Consider the following 14640-nt stretch of genomic DNA (forward strand, 5'->3'; position numbering starts at 1 on the left):
CTCAGCCTTGGCCGGCCGGTACGGCGGCAGGTGCCGCGGCCGGTGCGGCTGCGCCCGCAGGCTTGATCCGTACCGTGGCACCTTCGCTCAGCCCCTGGCGGCCACTGAGCACGACCTGCTCACCGGCCCGCAGGCCGTCGAGCACCAGCCACTGGTCACCCACCGCGCGCGCCGTCGCGAAGCTGCGTTGATGCACGCGTCCGTCCGCCCCCACCACCCACGCGAGCGCCTCGCCCTTCGGGCTGCGGTCCACGGCCGCCTGCGGCACCAGCAGCGCCTGCTGCTGCGTGCCTTGGCCGACCTGGGCGCGCACGTACATGCCGGGCAGCAGCTGGCCCTGTGGATTCGGGAACTGTGCCCGCAGGGTGATGCTGCCGGTTTCCTGGTCCACATCGATGTCGGCGAATTCCAGCGTGCCGGTCAGGGCGTAGTCGGTGCCATCGGAGAGCTTGAGCTGCACTGGCGCGGTGGTCGCCTCCACGCCGCCCTCGGCGATTGCGCGGCGCAGTGCCAGGTACTCGTTGCTGGATTGGGTGATATCCACGTTCATCGGATCCACCTGCTGGATCCGCGCCAGTGGCTCGGCCTGGCCGTTGGTCACCAGCGCGCCCGGGGTGAACAGCGCGCGGCCGATCCGCCCGCTGATCGGCGCGGTCACCCGTGCAAAACCCAGATTCGTACGCGCGGTATCGCGCACCGCCTGCGCGGCCTGCACCGCCGCCTCGGCCTGCTGGTGGGTGGCCACCGCATCATCCACGTCCTGCTGCGCCGCCAGTTGACCGACGCCGAGCTGCTGCATGCGCTTTGCACGCAACCCCGCCGCCACTGCACTGGCCTGGGCCGTGCGCAGGTTGGCCTGCGCTTCGTTCACCGAGGCCTGGTACAGCGCCGGTTCGATCTGGAACAACGGCTGTCCGGCCTTCACCATCTCGCCCTGTTCGAACAACCGCGCCTGCAATACCCCGGAGACCTGCGGGCGCACATCCGATTCCTGCGAGGCCACGGTGCGCCCGGGCAACGTCTGGGCCAGGGCCAACGGTTGCGTCTGCAGGGTGAGCACCGTCACCTCCGGCGCCGGTCCCTTCGCCTTGGGCGCTTCCTTGCTGCAGGCGGCCAACGCCAACGCCACGGCCAGCACCAGCACCGGCAGGCGCCAGGGCCAGGACAACCGGCCGGAGGCCGGGAAGGACGGGAGCGGATCAGTCATGGGGGACGGTATTCCAGGCGTGAACGGGGCACGCGGCCCGGGCGACAGGGCCACTGCTCGGGGCGAATATAGGAGAACCGGGGGGAGGATCCGGAGAAAACCGCATGAAACATTTTTCATTTGCAGTCCCCCCGGTGGGTTGCGACGATGCACCGGTCCCAGCCGTCAAAGTGGCCCATGCCGCGCGTACTCACCATCGAGGACGACCTCGTCACCGCCGAGGAAATCGCCACGGAACTGCGCAGCCACGGCTTCGAGGTGGACCGGGTGGGCAACGGCGAGGACGGCCTGGCGATGGCCTGCCGCGGCGACTACGCGGTGATCACCCTGGACCGCATGCTGCCCGGCATGGACGGCCTGGCCCTGGTCACCGCCCTGCGCCGCCAGGGCATCACCACCCCGGTGCTGATGATCAGCGCACTCTCCGATGTGGATGAGCGGGTCCGCGGCCTGCGTGCCGGCGGCGATGACTACCTGACCAAGCCCTTCGCCTCGGATGAAATGGCCGCCCGCGTGGAGGTGCTGATCCGTCGCCACGGCCAGCCCGCCGTGGCGGACAATCTGCTGCGTGCCGGCGATCTGGAGCTGGACCTGATGACCCGCACCGCGCGCCGCGCCGGCGAGGAGATCACCCTGCTGCCGACCGAGTTCAAACTGCTCGAGTTCCTGGTGCGCAACGCCGGCCAGGTGGTCACCCGCACCATGTTGTTCCAGGAGGTGTGGGGCTATCACTTCGATCCCGGCACCAACCTGATCGATGTGCACATCGGTCGCCTGCGCAAGCGCATCGACCAGCCGGGGCATGGCCAGCCGATCCGGACCGTGCGTGGCACCGGCTATGTCCTGGACGACCATGTCTGACCATTGGCGCTCGTCCAGCAGCCGGCTGCTCGGGTTGTACTGCGTGCTGTTCGTGGCCTGGTCCAGCGTGCTGCTGGGGGTGATGTACTGGCGCGTGTCGGACTACCTCAATGAACTCTCCGAATCCGGGCTGCAGCAGCGCGCGCACCTGTTCGGGAAGTTCGAGGGCCAGGCGCTGGACGACGCACTGCGCGACAGCCTGCGCTACGACCTGCACGGGGCTTACGCCTACGGCATCTTCAACCGCAACGGGCAGCCATTGGCGGGCCCGCTGCGGGCGATTCCCGATGGCCTGCGCATCGATGGGCGCGCCCGGGCGGTGGACCGCTGGTCACTGCGCAGCGGCGCGATCGACGCACCCGGCCGCGCCCTTGGCGTGGCCACCCGCGACGGCCGCCTGCTGGTGTTCGTCCGCCAGAGCGGAAAGCTGACCGCGGTCAACAGCATCATTCTCGATGCGCTGCTCTGGGGCGTCTCGCTGACCATTATTCCCGGCCTGGCCGGCTGGCACATCCTGCGCCGTCGGCCGCTCAGACGGATCCAGGAGATCGAAGCCGCCACCAAGCGCATCATCGCCGGTGATCTCGGCCAGCGCCTGCCCGTCTCCGGCCGCCCCGATGAGATCGACCGCCTGTCGAGCATCGTCAATGCCATGCTCGAACGCATCGAGCAGTTGATGACCGAGGTCAAAGGCGTGTGCGACAGCATCGCGCATGATCTGCGCACGCCCCTCACCCGCCTGCGCGCACATCTCTACCGCACCCGCGTCGGGCTGGAGGAAGACGACCCGCGCGCCGCCCAACTGGACAAGGCGCTGACCGAGACCGACCGGCTGATGGCGCGCTTCGGTGCATTGCTGCGCGTTTCCGAGCTGGAAAGTCACCAGCGCCGCTCCGCCTTCGTCGAACTGGATGCGGGTGAGCTGTTGCAGGAACTGCATGCGTTCTACCTGCCGCTGGCCGAAGAAAAGGAGCAGCAGCTGCTGCTGGAGATCGATCCGCAGGTGGGCACGCTCTGGGGCGACCGCGAGCTGCTGTTCGAAGCGCTGGCCAACCTGCTCTCCAATGCCCTTCACTTCACCCCGGCCAGAGGCCGGATCCTGCTCCGGGCGGTGGACGACAATGGCGCCCCGCGCATTGATGTGATCGACAACGGCCCGGGCATTCCGCCGCAGGACCGCAGCCTGATCTACCAGCGCTTCTTCCGCGGCGGCGGTGCCGGCACTGGCGGCGAGCCAACCGAGGGCTTCGGCCTGGGGCTGTCGATCGTGGCCGCCATCGCCGGCCTGCATGGGTTCCGTGTCCGCGCCGGGGATGCCCCGGGCGGCGGCGCCTGGCTCAGCATCCGCTGCGTGGCAGAAGGACTTCGCTGACAGCAGGCGCTGCTGCCGGGAGGGGTGAGAGTCGTTTGTATTCCCACGGCGCATCCGGATAATCGCTCGCCAATGCCGGTGTGGCTTTTCCGTTGCCTCCCGACGTACGCCAGAGAGCCTTCATGCAACGTGCCACCATCAAAACCTGGTTCGTCATCCATAAGTGGACGAGCCTCGTCTGTACCTTGTTCCTGCTGCTGTTGTGCCTGACCGGGCTGCCGCTGGTGTTCGCCGAGGAGATCGCCCACCTCGGCGAGCCGGAAGTCGCCACAGCCGCCGCCGACGCCACGCTGCGTGATCTGGACGCGCAGGTAAGCACCGCGCTGGCGCAGTATCCCGGCGATGTGCCGCTGTTCGTCGGCTGGGATCCGGACGCGCCTACCGTGTACGTCAACACCGGCGCCCGCGCGGACACGCCGCCGCCGCAGATGCACACCGCCCTGCTTCACGCGACGTCAGGCGAGGTGCTACCCGCCGCGCAGTTCAACGAAGGGGTGATGTACTTCCTGTACCGGCTGCACACCGATCTGTTCCTCGGCCTGCCCGGCATGCTGTTCATGGGCGCGATGGCGCTGCTGTTCGCGGTGGCGATCATCTCCGGCCTGGTGTTGTACGGTCCGTTCATGCGCAAGCAGCGCTTCGGCACGCTGCGCACCGGCCGCAACCGCCGGCTGGCCTGGCTGGATCTGCACAACGTGCTTGGCATCGTCACCCTCGGCTGGGCACTGGTCGTGGGTATCACCGGTGCCATCAACACCATCGCCAAGCCACTGGAACAGGCCTGGCAGAGCGAGCAGCTTGGCAAGTTCGCGGCCCGCTATGCCGGCCAGCCGCGACCGGCCACCCTGGCCTCGCTGCAGGGCGCCGTGGACACCGCCCGCGCGGCCGAGCCCGGCATGCGCCCGGCATTCGTCAGCTTCCCCGGCACCGGCTACAGCGGTGACCATCACTATGGGGTGTTCATGCAAGGCAACACGGCGCTCACCGAGCGCCTGTATCGCCCGGTGCTGATCGATGCGAAGACCGGCGAGCTCACCGCACAGCCGCAGTTGCCGACCTACATGAGCGTGCTGCTGCTGAGCCAGCCGCTGCACTTCGGCGACTACGGCAAGCTGCCGCTGAAAATCCTGTGGGCGCTGCTGGATCTGCTCACCATCGTGGTGCTGATCAGTGGCCTGTACCTGTGGGTGAAGCGCGGCAGTACCGAGGCACGCGTCACCGAGATCGAGCGCGCCGCGAAGACCGGCGGTGCCGCATGAACGCGCCGGTGCAACCACCGCGCAGCCCGTTCATCGCCCCGGCGTGGATCGCACTGGCCAGCGTGGTCGGGCTGGTCAGCGCCCTGATCGGCGACGGCGTGTTCGACGTCATCTCGTGGCTGGTGTTCACCGCGCTCATCGCGCTGGTGGTGCGCGCGTGGGTGAAGCGCACGCGTTGAGGCGGTGCGGACGCATCTGCACAGGATGCCGATGCCCGGATCGATAGCATGCAGCGCGAGATACACATCGCGCACAGGTACTACCCCGATGAACCGATTGCCCGGCCCCCGCTTCCTCAACACCGTCCTGCTCGGCGGCAGCACCGGCGAGAAACTCGATGCTGCTGCGGCCGCCGGGTTCGCGCAGGTTGAGCTGTGGCGCGAGGATGTCGCGTCCTCATCGGCCGCCGACGTCCGCGCCGTGCTTGCGCGCACCGGCCTGCAGCTCACGGATGTGCAGGTGCTGCTGGATTTCGATGGCGCCTCCACCGCCACGCGTGATGCCAAGCGCGCAGAGGCGATGTCGTTGCTCGCACTGGCCAACGACGTGGGTGCAGGCACCATGCTGGTGCCCGCCTGCACCGCGACCGACTACGTGCCCGACCGCGTCACCGACGACCTGCGCTGGCTGTGCGCGCGTGCCGCCGAACGTGGCCTGCGCATCGCCTACGAAGGCATGGCCTGGAGCCGCCTGCATTCCACCCTGCCCTCGACGTGGCAGCAGATCGAGCAGGTCGGCGCACCGAACCTGGACATCGTGGTCGATGCCTTCCACCTGTTCGCCGCCGGGCGCACCGCCGATGATCTGCACGACGTGCCGATGGAGCGCATCGCGCTGGTGCAGCTCTCGGATGTGCAGACCCAGCCGTTGCCTGGGCAGGTCACTGCACAGGCGCGGCATCACCGCTGCCTGCCGGGTAAAGGTATATGGCCGCTGGAGACGCTGATCGACGCGTTGGCGACGAGGGGCTATGCCGGCCCGATCGGGCTGGAGGTGTTCAACGATGCCCTGAAGTCGCGTGATCCGCATGCGGTGGCTGCCGAGGCCATGGCGGCGTTGAACGCTGTCCTGACGCGCTGACGCGCCCTGCCCGCTTTACCGCACAGGCGGTCCAGGCGCCTCCGTGGCCAGATCCAGGAAATGGCGCAGCGCGGGCGCGGGCTCGCCGGCCGGCGTGCACAGCTGCAAGGTGAAGCGCGCCGCCTCGCCGGTGATGGGCCGGTAGACGATTTCGTCAGGACGAAAGCCGGCCATGCTGGCCGGCACGATCGCTACACCGGCTTCCACCGCCACCAGCGACAGCACCGCATGCATCCCGTGCGCTTCCTGCACTACCTGCGGATTGAAACCGGCATCGGCACACAGACGGATAACCTGCGCGTGGAAGCCTTGCCCCTCGCGCGCGGGCCACAGCACGAACGGTTCGGCCGCCAGCGCGTCTACCGGCACGGTGGCCTGCTGCGCCAGCGGATGGGCGCGCGGCAATGCAATGGCCAAGCGGTCCTCATCGAAGTCCTGCAGCCGCATGTCCGCCGCATCATAAATCGGGGGAATCAGCACCGCCACATCGATGCGGCCCTCGCGCAGCAGCGTGAGCTGACCTGACGAGGTCGCTTCGATCAGCTCCAGCCGCACCTGCGGATGGTGCGCACGGAAGGCGCGGATCACCTGCGGCAACCGCCCGTACAGCGCGCTGCCCACATAGCCCAGCCTGACCAGTCCCGTGCGCCCGGCGGCGGCATCACGGGTGGCGAGCAACGCGTGGTCGGCCTGCTGCAAGGTCAGACGTGCTTCGGCCAGCAGCGTCTGGCCGGCAACTGTCAGCCCCAACGTGCGGTTGCCGCGCTGGATCAACTCCGCCCCGATCTCCTCTTCCAGCTTGCGGATCGCCGCCGTCAACGGTGGCTGCGACATATGCAGCCGCGCGGCCGCACGGTGGAAGTGCAGTTCCTCGGCGACGGCGACGAACTGACGGAGCTGGCGGAGATCGACCATGGGGCGGTGCCGGAACGGGAGAACAGCCCCAAGGGTAGTACGCCGGCGCGTGCGCAGGCTTCAGCGCGGCTCGATGGCGGCCTTGGCGATCTGCGGCCACTGCGCGGCGACCTGCTCCACACTGTCGGCGGACACCGCCTGCAGGTTGCGCGGATAGCGCACGCCCTCGGCCTCGGTGAGCCGCGTGGCATGGAACTGGCCATTGCTCGCACGCAGGATCCAGCCACCCTCGGTGCAGGCGCGCGAGGCCAGGAACACCACGCCGGGTGCTACCGCCTCCGGATACAGTTCATCCGGTTCGCCCTGCACGCCCCACATGCGGGTCTTGGCCACCGGCGAGACCGCATTGACCACGATGCCATGCGCTGCGCCCTCGGCCGCCAGTACGTTGACGATACCCACCGCGGCCGACTTCGCCGCCGCATACGCCGCCAGCCCGTGCTGCACGTATTGCGGATACAGCGCGCGGTCGGAGGTGGTCACCACGATGCGGCCATGCCCCTGCGCCTGCATCGCCGACCAAGCCGCCTGGGCCAGCCACAGCGGCGCCTTGGCCGCGACCGCCATCATGTGGTCGAAGCGATCCTCGTCCACCGCGTCGATCCGTTGATACTCGACCCAACCGGCGTTGTGCAGGATCACGTCCAGGCGGCCATGATGCTGCAACAGCTCGGCAACCAGTGTGGCGGCCTCGATACGGGTAGCGATGCCTCGATGGCTGGCCTCGACAGAGAGGCCATCCGCACGCAGGCACGCGACTGCCTGATCGATCCGCTGCGGATCGCTGCCGGTGCCATCCAGCGCGGCGCCCACATCCTGCATCACCACGTGTGCGCCGCGCTGCGCGAGCAACCGGCTATAGGCAAAGCCGAGGCCGCCCGCGGCGCCGGTGACCAGGGCCACCTGGCCAGCGAAAGAAAGCGTGTCGTTGATTGTCATGTGGACAGCATCCCCGCTGCGCGGCGCGGATGCCAATACCAACCACAGGAGGCTGCGATACGCGGGACGTATCGCGAGCGGGCAGCTTAGAGGTGCGTCGGTTCGACGATCACCGCCGTGCCGTAGCACAGCACTTCGGTCAGGCCGGTCATCACGTCGGTGGCGTCATAGCGCATCGCGATGATCGCGTTGGCGCCGAGCAGCCGCGCATGGTTGGACATGTCCCGGTAGGTCTCTTCGCGCGCCTGCTCGCACAGTTGCGTATAGATGGTGATATTGCCGCCGAAAATGGTCTGCAGCCCGCCCAGGAAGTTGCCCACGATCGAGCGCGAGCGCACGGTGATGCCGCGCACCACACCCAGGCTGCGCACCACGCGGAAGCCGGGCAGCTCCATTGCGGTGGTCACCATGGAATCATCGAGCCGGGTTGCGGGACCTGCGCGGCCACCGCTGTTGTAAGGATCTGCCATTGCTGCCTCTAGCCAGGTTGAGAAACGGGAGGGACGGACGCGCAGTGCGCCCGCCGGTGATCATGGGGAATCAGGCGCCTGCGATACAGCGGCGGTCGTGCCGATCTGCCGAGGCCGTGACGGCCAGCGCCACAGGAGCCAGACCAAGGCTGCCAGCGTCAGCCACACCAACGCACAAAGGATGACCGCCGTCGCCCGAATAAGAGGCTCGCTGTGAGTGGTCTGTGGCCAGAGCCGCCACGTGTCCACGTAAGCGACACCGATACCGGCAAGCAGGATCGGGACAGCGACAACCGTCCCGACGACACGTACCCAGCGATGACGACGGAAGATCAGCAGGACACCAAGCAGCAGCCCGGTGAGTGCGAAGATCGGCATGGCAATGTACAGGGTCAGAAACCCGGTGAAATCAGAGGCCATCGCAGGCAGCGGGAGAAACAACAGCGCAGCTGCTACCAATCGCACTGACGCGGCTACTGAATCGCGGGCTGACTTACACATCGGTCTTCCTTGCCGTGCAGCCGGTCTCCGGGGATGGCGGCCATCTTAGCCGAGGCGGGCATGCGCAGGTACTGCCAACGGCCCCTGCCCCGGGCAGGCGGCGTGCCGGTCAGATCCCGCCAAGCCGGACCACCTGATACACCGCTACATTGCGCTCGGCCAGGGCACGTACCACCTCGGGAATCAGCTGCATCGGCAGGTCCACTTCATACCCGTGGGGCCGCGCGTGCAGCAGCGAGGCGTCGAAATCAAAGGCCGGATGATCGTTGGCACGCTCGACAAGGAAGGCAATGATGGCATCGCCCGCGATCCCTTCCCACTCGCCCACTTCGAAGTAGACGCGGTACAGCGTGTCGCCGTAATCGTCGGGCGTGCCATGCACGGATGCCGCCGTTGAATCGGTCATCGTGTCCTCCTGTGTTGGCGCAAGCGCCGTGGCCAGCCGAAACCATACACCTCGGCCGGTCCACAGCGCCTGCACACAGGCGCACTTACGGGTGGCTCTCAGCGCCCGCGCGGATCCACCAGATCGCTCTTGCTCCTGGCGAACACCGGCGCCCCCACGTCCAGCTCCGCATCACCCATCGGTCGACCCGCCAGGAAGTCCGTAATGCCCGCGGCGATGGCAGGGTTCCCGAGCCACAGCTCGTTGTCGTGGCTGGCCCCGCGCACCCGCAGCGTGCGGCTGTCGCTGAACCCCGGCCGCAATGCCTCGGCATTGGCGGGCGGCGTGCGCCCATCCAATGTCCCACTGATAAACAGCACCGGCACCGTGCTGCGCAGCGGCCCACGGAAAGCATCGCCAAGATCGACCAGCCCCAGGCCATCCCCAAGCGCCGGGAACGGGAAGTTCAACGCATCGCCGAACAAACTCTCGCGTGCCTGCGCGTCGACCAGTGCGCGGCGCTGCGGACTCTGGCCGGAGGCCACATCCATCGCCAGCGGCATCGCGCCGTAGCTGCCGTGTTCACTGCGCAGCAGGAGGACCATCGCCGCCAGCAGGTCGTAGTCGCCGTTCTCGGCATCGCGCAGGATCAGCGGCAGCCACTGCTGGGTCATCCGGCGCCCGAGACAGGCACTGATCGCCAACTGCGCGTCGAACTCGCCGATCATCACCGGCTTGCCGCCGTGCATGACACTGTGGCCTTGGCGCGGCTGCTCACGCAGAGCGGCCAGGACGCGCGTGGCCGAGCCGGTCAGATCGTCGAAGCCCGCCCCCTTCGCCAGCACGCCCAGCTCCGCCAGCAGCGCATCGGCCGACAGCGGCAGCTTCAACGTGTCGTCGGGGCCTTCCGTCCCCATCAGCACCACGCGGTCCAGACCGTCACCGTGCAGGCGCACCGTGGCCAGCGCCAGATGGGTGCCGTAGCTCATGCCCCACAGGCTGATCTTCGGCACCTTCAACGAGCGCCGCAGGTCCTCCAGATCGGCGGCACTTTCCGCGGTGGTATAAGCAGCCAGATCCACGCCCGCCTCCCGCCAGTACGCCACGCAGCGGGCGGTGACGTCACGCAGCGCGGCGAGCGCGGCATCGCGCTGCAGTGGCTGCGCATCATCGAACGTGTGCTGGTGCGGGCACGCCGGCGGCGGCTCGGACTCCCCCGCCCCGCGCTGATCAAGCAGCAGCACGTCGGTCTCGCGTCGGACCTGATCGAACACCGGCCAGCGCGGTCCGCGCCCGGTCCCGATCCCCGAGCCCCCCGGACCACCGGCCAGGTACACCACGGGCGCCGCCTTGCCATCGCCACCCGTTGCCGGCAGGCGCACCACCCGCAGACGCATGCGCGGGCCGTTGGGATCGGCATGCAGACGCGGCACCTCCAGATAGCCCGCCTCGGCGTCGATGGTGCCGTGCTTCTGCGACTCGAACGCATAGGGGGCGAACTCCAGCGGCGCCGCCGCATCACGTGCCAGCACAGGTGACGCGCCGACCAGGGTCAGGCAGAGCGCTGCCCACCGCGTGACCCGCAGGCACAGGCCGGGAGCAGGAGAACGGAACAGGGACATCGGGACGTTGGGCATGACGGACTCCGGTTGGGACGTAAGGGATCGAGCGCCGAGTGACGGCGCATGCACCACGCCGCCAGCATCACTTCTCTCACCGCAGCCGAGGACGGGCCGTCCGCCGAACAGCTCCAGGCGGGGGTCCAGTGACTCCGCGCAACCGATACGATGGGCCCATGCAGATCCCACGCACCCTGACCGCCCTCGCCGTCCTCCTCATCGCGGTCGCTGCGTGGCTGCTGTTGGTCGCGCCCCCACCGGGCGTGCACTATTACGAGCCACAGGAGATGGCACCCGCCACGTTGGATGCGGATGGCGCACTGCCCACCGCACCACCGACGACACTGCAATGGCAACCGGCCAACCAACACAGACTGGTGCACTCGCGTGGCCTTTACTGGCTGCGTTGGCGCTTGCCTGCGCAGCCAGCACACGGCGCGGCCGACCGTGCCCTGCGCATCTCGGTGCGCGCCGCCAGCCAGCCCTTCTGGAACGGCAAGCCGTTGGCCGCCAATGGCACCGTCGGCCGCAACGCAGACGAAGAGCAACCGGGACAGGTGGACATCATCCGCATGCTGCCGCCCTCCTCGCCCGGCGGCACCGATACGCTGGTGCTGCTCGCTTCCAGCCATCACCAGTGGATCCAGCCGCGCGGTGCGGATGCCTTCGCTGCCATCGGGCCGGCCGCCTCGATCTACGGCCACGGCATCGGACCGTGGTTGATCGCCGCGCTTGCCACCGGAGCACTCGGCGCGGCGTGCCTCTACTTCCTCGCCGCACAGCGCGGCCGACCACGGGTACCGGGTGCGCGCCTGCTGCTCGCATTGGGTGTCGTCGGCCTTGCGTTGCCCGTCGTCGAAGCATGGCGGCCGCTGGTCGGCTATGCCTATCCGTGGCACGGCTCACGACTGCTCATGCTGCTTCTGCTGCACCTCGCCGCGGCGATCCTGCTGCCGGCTTACCTGGCGCGTCGTTTCGGCGTCGCGGTGCCGAAGACAGCCCGCATCGCCTATCTCGCCACACTGCTGGCGCTGGCCGCCTTCGTGCCCAGCTTCGACGGCCGCGGTGCCGCCCTCCTGCTGCTCAGCCTGCTGACCTCCGCCTGCGTGCTGTTGCGCGCCCGTGGTGAGCCTGACGAGCGCTGGCCGATCCTGACGTTGGTGGTGGCAGGCGCGCTGGCCGTGCCCTTCGCCGGTGGCATCTTCCTCGATGGCCCCTACTTCATGTTCCTGGCCGTGCTGATGGGCTTTCTGCTGATCCGCCACGCCGCCCAGCTGCGGACGCTGGACCACCACAACGCGCAGCTGCGCGAAGAGCGTGCACGCCTCTCGCTGCAGCTGCTGCAACGGGGCATCCAGCCGCATTGGCTGATGAATACCCTCACCGGCCTGCAGGAGTTGATCGAACAGGCACCGATGCGCGCCAGCCGCCTGGTCGAATCCCTGGCCGAACAGTTTGATCGCCTGCGCGAAAGCAGCACCCGCCCCAGCGTGCCGATCGAAGAAGAGCTAGCGCTGTGCCGCAACCACCTGGACATCGTCGGCCTCGCGCTGGATCGCCACATCGGTTTTGAGGTCGAGGGCGAGCACACGGCCGGGTTGTGGCTGCCGCCCGGCGTGCTGCATGCGCAGGTCGAGAATGCCCTCACGCATGCGGGGGCGGACGCATGTGCCGAGCACGCGTTCCGCCTGCATATCCAACGCGACGGCGACCGTTGGATGCTGGAGCTGCGCAGCGCGCGTGGGACCGCCCCGCATCGCGGGCAAGGCACGGGCACGCGCTATATCGAGGCCAGCCTTGCAGCTACCTTCCCGGAGGGCTGGCGCTTTGAGCAGGGCCCCGATGGCAACGACTGGTACGGCCGCATGGAGCTGATATGCGCATCCTGATCGTCGAGGACGAGCTGTTGGTTCGACAGCGGCTGTTGCGGATGTGTAGCGAACTGGCTGGCAGCCGCGCGCGATTCGATGCCGTGGCCGACCTGGAGGCCGCGGGTGACCGGCTGCAGCGCAGCGTGTACGACGGCCTGCTGCTGGATCTGAATCTCGGTGGTGAGGATGGATTCGATCTTCTGAAGCGCGTGGTCGCTGGGCGCTATCACTGCGTGGTTGTCTCCGCACATCGGGAGCGGGCGCTGCAGGCATTTGAGCATGGGGTGCTGGATTTCGTGCCGAAGCCTTTCTCACGCGAGCGGCTGGGGCAGGCGCTGGAGCGGCTGCTGGATGTGGGTCGGTATCGGTCTGGCGCGGCGCGTTACCTGGGCATCTGGCATGCGCAGGGGACCGCGATGGTGGAGCTGGCGGACGTGCTTTGGATCCGTGCTGATGGGGACTACAGCGAAGTACGTATGTGCGATGGGCGGAGTGAGCTGCATGACAAATCGCTGGCGAGTCTTACTGCCGTGCTACCGCCGGATTTTGTGCGTTGCCATCGGTCGTATCTGGTCAATTTGACGCATGTGCGGACGTTGCATGCGGCTTCGGGGAGCCGGTATTGGCTGGTGTTGAATGATGGGGCTGAGGTGCCGGTGGGGCGGGCGTTTGTTGAGGAGATTCGCTCGACCATCGGCTCGACCGGTTGAATCCACGTACACAACCAGGCATGTAACACGCGACACAATTTCCCCATGCATCGCTGGTTTGACTGCATGCTCTAGCGACCGGTAAGTCTAAGGCGCGAAAGCCACTTCCCACTTGCCGTAAGGCGTCAGTCCGAGAGACTGTGCAAGCGCAGTCGATGCGACGTTGTCAAACTGGCAGCGGTACTGCGCCTCATATCCGCCCCCCTCAGCATGATCAACCATAGCTCGCACCAACGAGCTTGCGAGGCCCATACCTCGCGCACGAGGCATGGTCAGCACCCCCATATCGGCAATGGCCGCACCGCCCCATGGGTAGATGCTGGCTACAGCCAACAGTTCCGACTCAACGAACGCGCCGAATGTCGCCCAGTGCCCTAGCTCGACAGATGCGTCTTCCCGGTCATCTACCGATATCTGCGACATGAATTCATCGAACAGCGATGCATCATCAGAGGCCAACTGGCGCACCTCAACCGCGTTGCCGCTGCGCGCGGGCGGCAATCCGGTAGCTGCCACGTGGTAGATGACATCTGGCGCATGCAGTTCGACGCCGGCAGTGTGCAGCGCCTCGCGCAACCACTGCAGCGAGACCGGCGGGATGTCCGAAGCAACTCCCAATGTGGAGGCCGTGTTTGGGGAAATGGCGGCGCGCGTGCTGCCATTGGCAGGCATCATGATCATTGCCCGTCGCTCATCGGTGAGGCTGGGATTTATGACGAGACTGAAGCTGTCCCGAGTCGGCACACAGGTGCCAGACTCAAACAGCCGACCCCAATATATTGCAACGGCTGAAGCCTGCTGATGCATTGTGACTCCAAATCTTGCTTGAAAATTCGATCCTAGAGGCTGAATCTTCAGCTGCCCGTTTCCGCCCAGGAGTGAACCCTTGCAATCTCAGCTAGTGATACTGCCCGTACCAAGGGCCGTCGGCTTCTGGTAGATACGGCCAGTCTGAAGGACGTCGAAGCGTGGCTCGCGACGCCTCTGCCTGCTCTGGGGTGAGAAACAAGCCACCCAGATCATTTCCTGCATTGATCGCGAAGAAGCGAACGTCTGCATTGGCAAGTTGGTCGTTGACGACTTTGAAGAATACGTACGTAGCGACCCCCAAACTCGCACCTTCATCCTCCACGCTATCAGGAGAGTAGACGACGTACTCCGTACCGTCGACCCGGACAGCGTACTGCGGCAGGTCGGAGTCAATCAGCTCTTCAACGCGCGCGGGTTGGGAGACATACTTCTGCAGTTCTGGCAGCAGTTGCAAATAGGCTTCGCCAATACCGGTCTCTGCCAGATTCTCGGCATCAAGCTGGATCAATCGATCGTAATTGAGGTCCGTATGTGTGGTCGTCTGTGCATTGCAGGCTGTGGCAACGGTCGCCATGAAGAACGTGGATGTAAGCCTGACCCAATGCATGACGCCGTCTCCTGGTTCCGTTCGAGGTAATCCG

At 67.0% G+C, this 14640-nt stretch carries 16 protein-coding genes; 7 read left to right on the forward strand and 9 right to left on the reverse strand.

Going from position 1 to position 14640, the window contains the following annotated elements; all coding sequences use genetic code 11:
- Position 1: 1 nt before the first annotated feature.
- The gene (locus K4043_RS12220) at positions 2-1207 is read right to left on the reverse strand and encodes an efflux RND transporter periplasmic adaptor subunit (RefSeq protein ID WP_265309494.1); all 1206 of its coding nucleotides are present in this window, start codon (positions 1205-1207) and stop codon (positions 2-4) included.
- Between the two features lie 177 nt (positions 1208-1384).
- Here K4043_RS12220 and K4043_RS12225 point away from each other — a divergent pair, with 177 nt between their 5' ends.
- The 5 genes from K4043_RS12225 (at position 1385) to K4043_RS12245 (ending at position 5779) form a co-directional block, all read left to right on the forward strand.
- Positions 1385-2068: a response regulator transcription factor gene (locus tag K4043_RS12225; RefSeq protein WP_123728536.1), complete on the forward strand. Its 684-nt coding sequence runs from the start codon at positions 1385-1387 to the stop codon at positions 2066-2068.
- Complete coding sequence (locus K4043_RS12230) at positions 2061-3440, forward strand: ATP-binding protein (RefSeq protein ID WP_123728535.1); 1380 nt, start codon at positions 2061-2063, stop codon at positions 3438-3440. Before K4043_RS12225 ends, K4043_RS12230 begins: the two co-directional genes overlap by 8 nt.
- A 122-nt stretch (positions 3441-3562) precedes the next feature.
- Entirely contained in the window at positions 3563-4699 is a 1137-nt protein-coding gene (locus tag K4043_RS12235; RefSeq protein ID WP_265309495.1) for a PepSY-associated TM helix domain-containing protein, read from the forward strand.
- The gene (locus K4043_RS12240) at positions 4696-4878 is read left to right on the forward strand and encodes a hypothetical protein (RefSeq protein WP_123728533.1); all 183 of its coding nucleotides are present in this window, start codon (positions 4696-4698) and stop codon (positions 4876-4878) included. The genes K4043_RS12235 and K4043_RS12240 overlap by 4 nt, the downstream gene beginning before the upstream one ends.
- An 88-nt stretch (positions 4879-4966) precedes the next feature.
- The gene (locus tag K4043_RS12245; RefSeq protein ID WP_265309496.1) at positions 4967-5779 is read left to right on the forward strand and encodes a sugar phosphate isomerase/epimerase family protein; all 813 of its coding nucleotides are present in this window, start codon (positions 4967-4969) and stop codon (positions 5777-5779) included.
- A 15-nt stretch (positions 5780-5794) separates the two neighbouring features.
- Here K4043_RS12245 and K4043_RS12250 read toward each other — a convergent pair whose 3' ends face one another.
- From K4043_RS12250 to K4043_RS12275, 6 genes are all read right to left on the reverse strand, one after another.
- Entirely contained in the window at positions 5795-6694 is a 900-nt protein-coding gene (locus tag K4043_RS12250; RefSeq protein WP_265309497.1) for a LysR family transcriptional regulator, read from the reverse strand.
- Positions 6695-6754: 60 nt separating this feature from the next.
- Positions 6755-7633, reverse strand: a complete 879-nt coding sequence (locus K4043_RS12255; protein WP_265309498.1) for an SDR family NAD(P)-dependent oxidoreductase — start codon at positions 7631-7633, stop codon at positions 6755-6757.
- A gap of 86 nt (positions 7634-7719) precedes the next feature.
- Complete coding sequence (locus K4043_RS12260) at positions 7720-8103, reverse strand: YbjQ family protein (RefSeq protein WP_088432854.1); 384 nt, start codon at positions 8101-8103, stop codon at positions 7720-7722.
- Between the two features lie 60 nt (positions 8104-8163).
- Positions 8164-8523 carry a hypothetical protein gene (locus K4043_RS12265; RefSeq protein ID WP_265309499.1) on the reverse strand — a complete coding sequence of 120 codons (360 nt, stop codon included), beginning with the start codon at positions 8521-8523 and terminating at the stop codon, positions 8164-8166.
- Between the two features lie 190 nt (positions 8524-8713).
- Positions 8714-9010, reverse strand: coding sequence for a hypothetical protein (locus K4043_RS12270; protein WP_265309500.1), 297 nt, complete (start codon positions 9008-9010; stop codon positions 8714-8716).
- 98 nt (positions 9011-9108) lie between these two features.
- Positions 9109-10626, reverse strand: a complete 1518-nt coding sequence (locus K4043_RS12275; RefSeq protein WP_265309501.1) for an alpha/beta hydrolase — start codon at positions 10624-10626, stop codon at positions 9109-9111.
- Positions 10627-10784: 158 nt separating this feature from the next.
- Between K4043_RS12275 and K4043_RS12280 the strand changes: the two genes are divergently transcribed.
- Both K4043_RS12280 and K4043_RS12285 read left to right on the forward strand, forming a co-directional pair.
- Complete coding sequence (locus tag K4043_RS12280; RefSeq protein ID WP_265309502.1) at positions 10785-12497, forward strand: sensor histidine kinase; 1713 nt, start codon at positions 10785-10787, stop codon at positions 12495-12497.
- Positions 12485-13189, forward strand: a complete 705-nt coding sequence (locus K4043_RS12285; RefSeq protein ID WP_265309503.1) for a LytTR family DNA-binding domain-containing protein — start codon at positions 12485-12487, stop codon at positions 13187-13189. Before K4043_RS12280 ends, K4043_RS12285 begins: the two co-directional genes overlap by 13 nt.
- 87 nt (positions 13190-13276) lie before the next feature.
- Here K4043_RS12285 and K4043_RS12290 read toward each other — a convergent pair whose 3' ends face one another.
- Both K4043_RS12290 and K4043_RS12295 read right to left on the reverse strand, forming a co-directional pair.
- Positions 13277-13870 carry a GNAT family N-acetyltransferase gene (locus K4043_RS12290; RefSeq protein WP_265309504.1) on the reverse strand — a complete coding sequence of 198 codons (594 nt, stop codon included), beginning with the start codon at positions 13868-13870 and terminating at the stop codon, positions 13277-13279.
- Positions 13871-14087: 217 nt separating this feature from the next.
- Positions 14088-14606, reverse strand: a complete 519-nt coding sequence (locus K4043_RS12295; RefSeq protein ID WP_265309505.1) for a hypothetical protein — start codon at positions 14604-14606, stop codon at positions 14088-14090.
- Positions 14607-14640 lie beyond the last annotated feature (34 nt).

Origin of the sequence: Stenotrophomonas sp. SRS1 (assembly GCF_026130205.1) — a bacterium.
GTDB lineage: Bacteria > Pseudomonadota > Gammaproteobacteria > Xanthomonadales > Xanthomonadaceae > Stenotrophomonas > Stenotrophomonas rhizophila_B.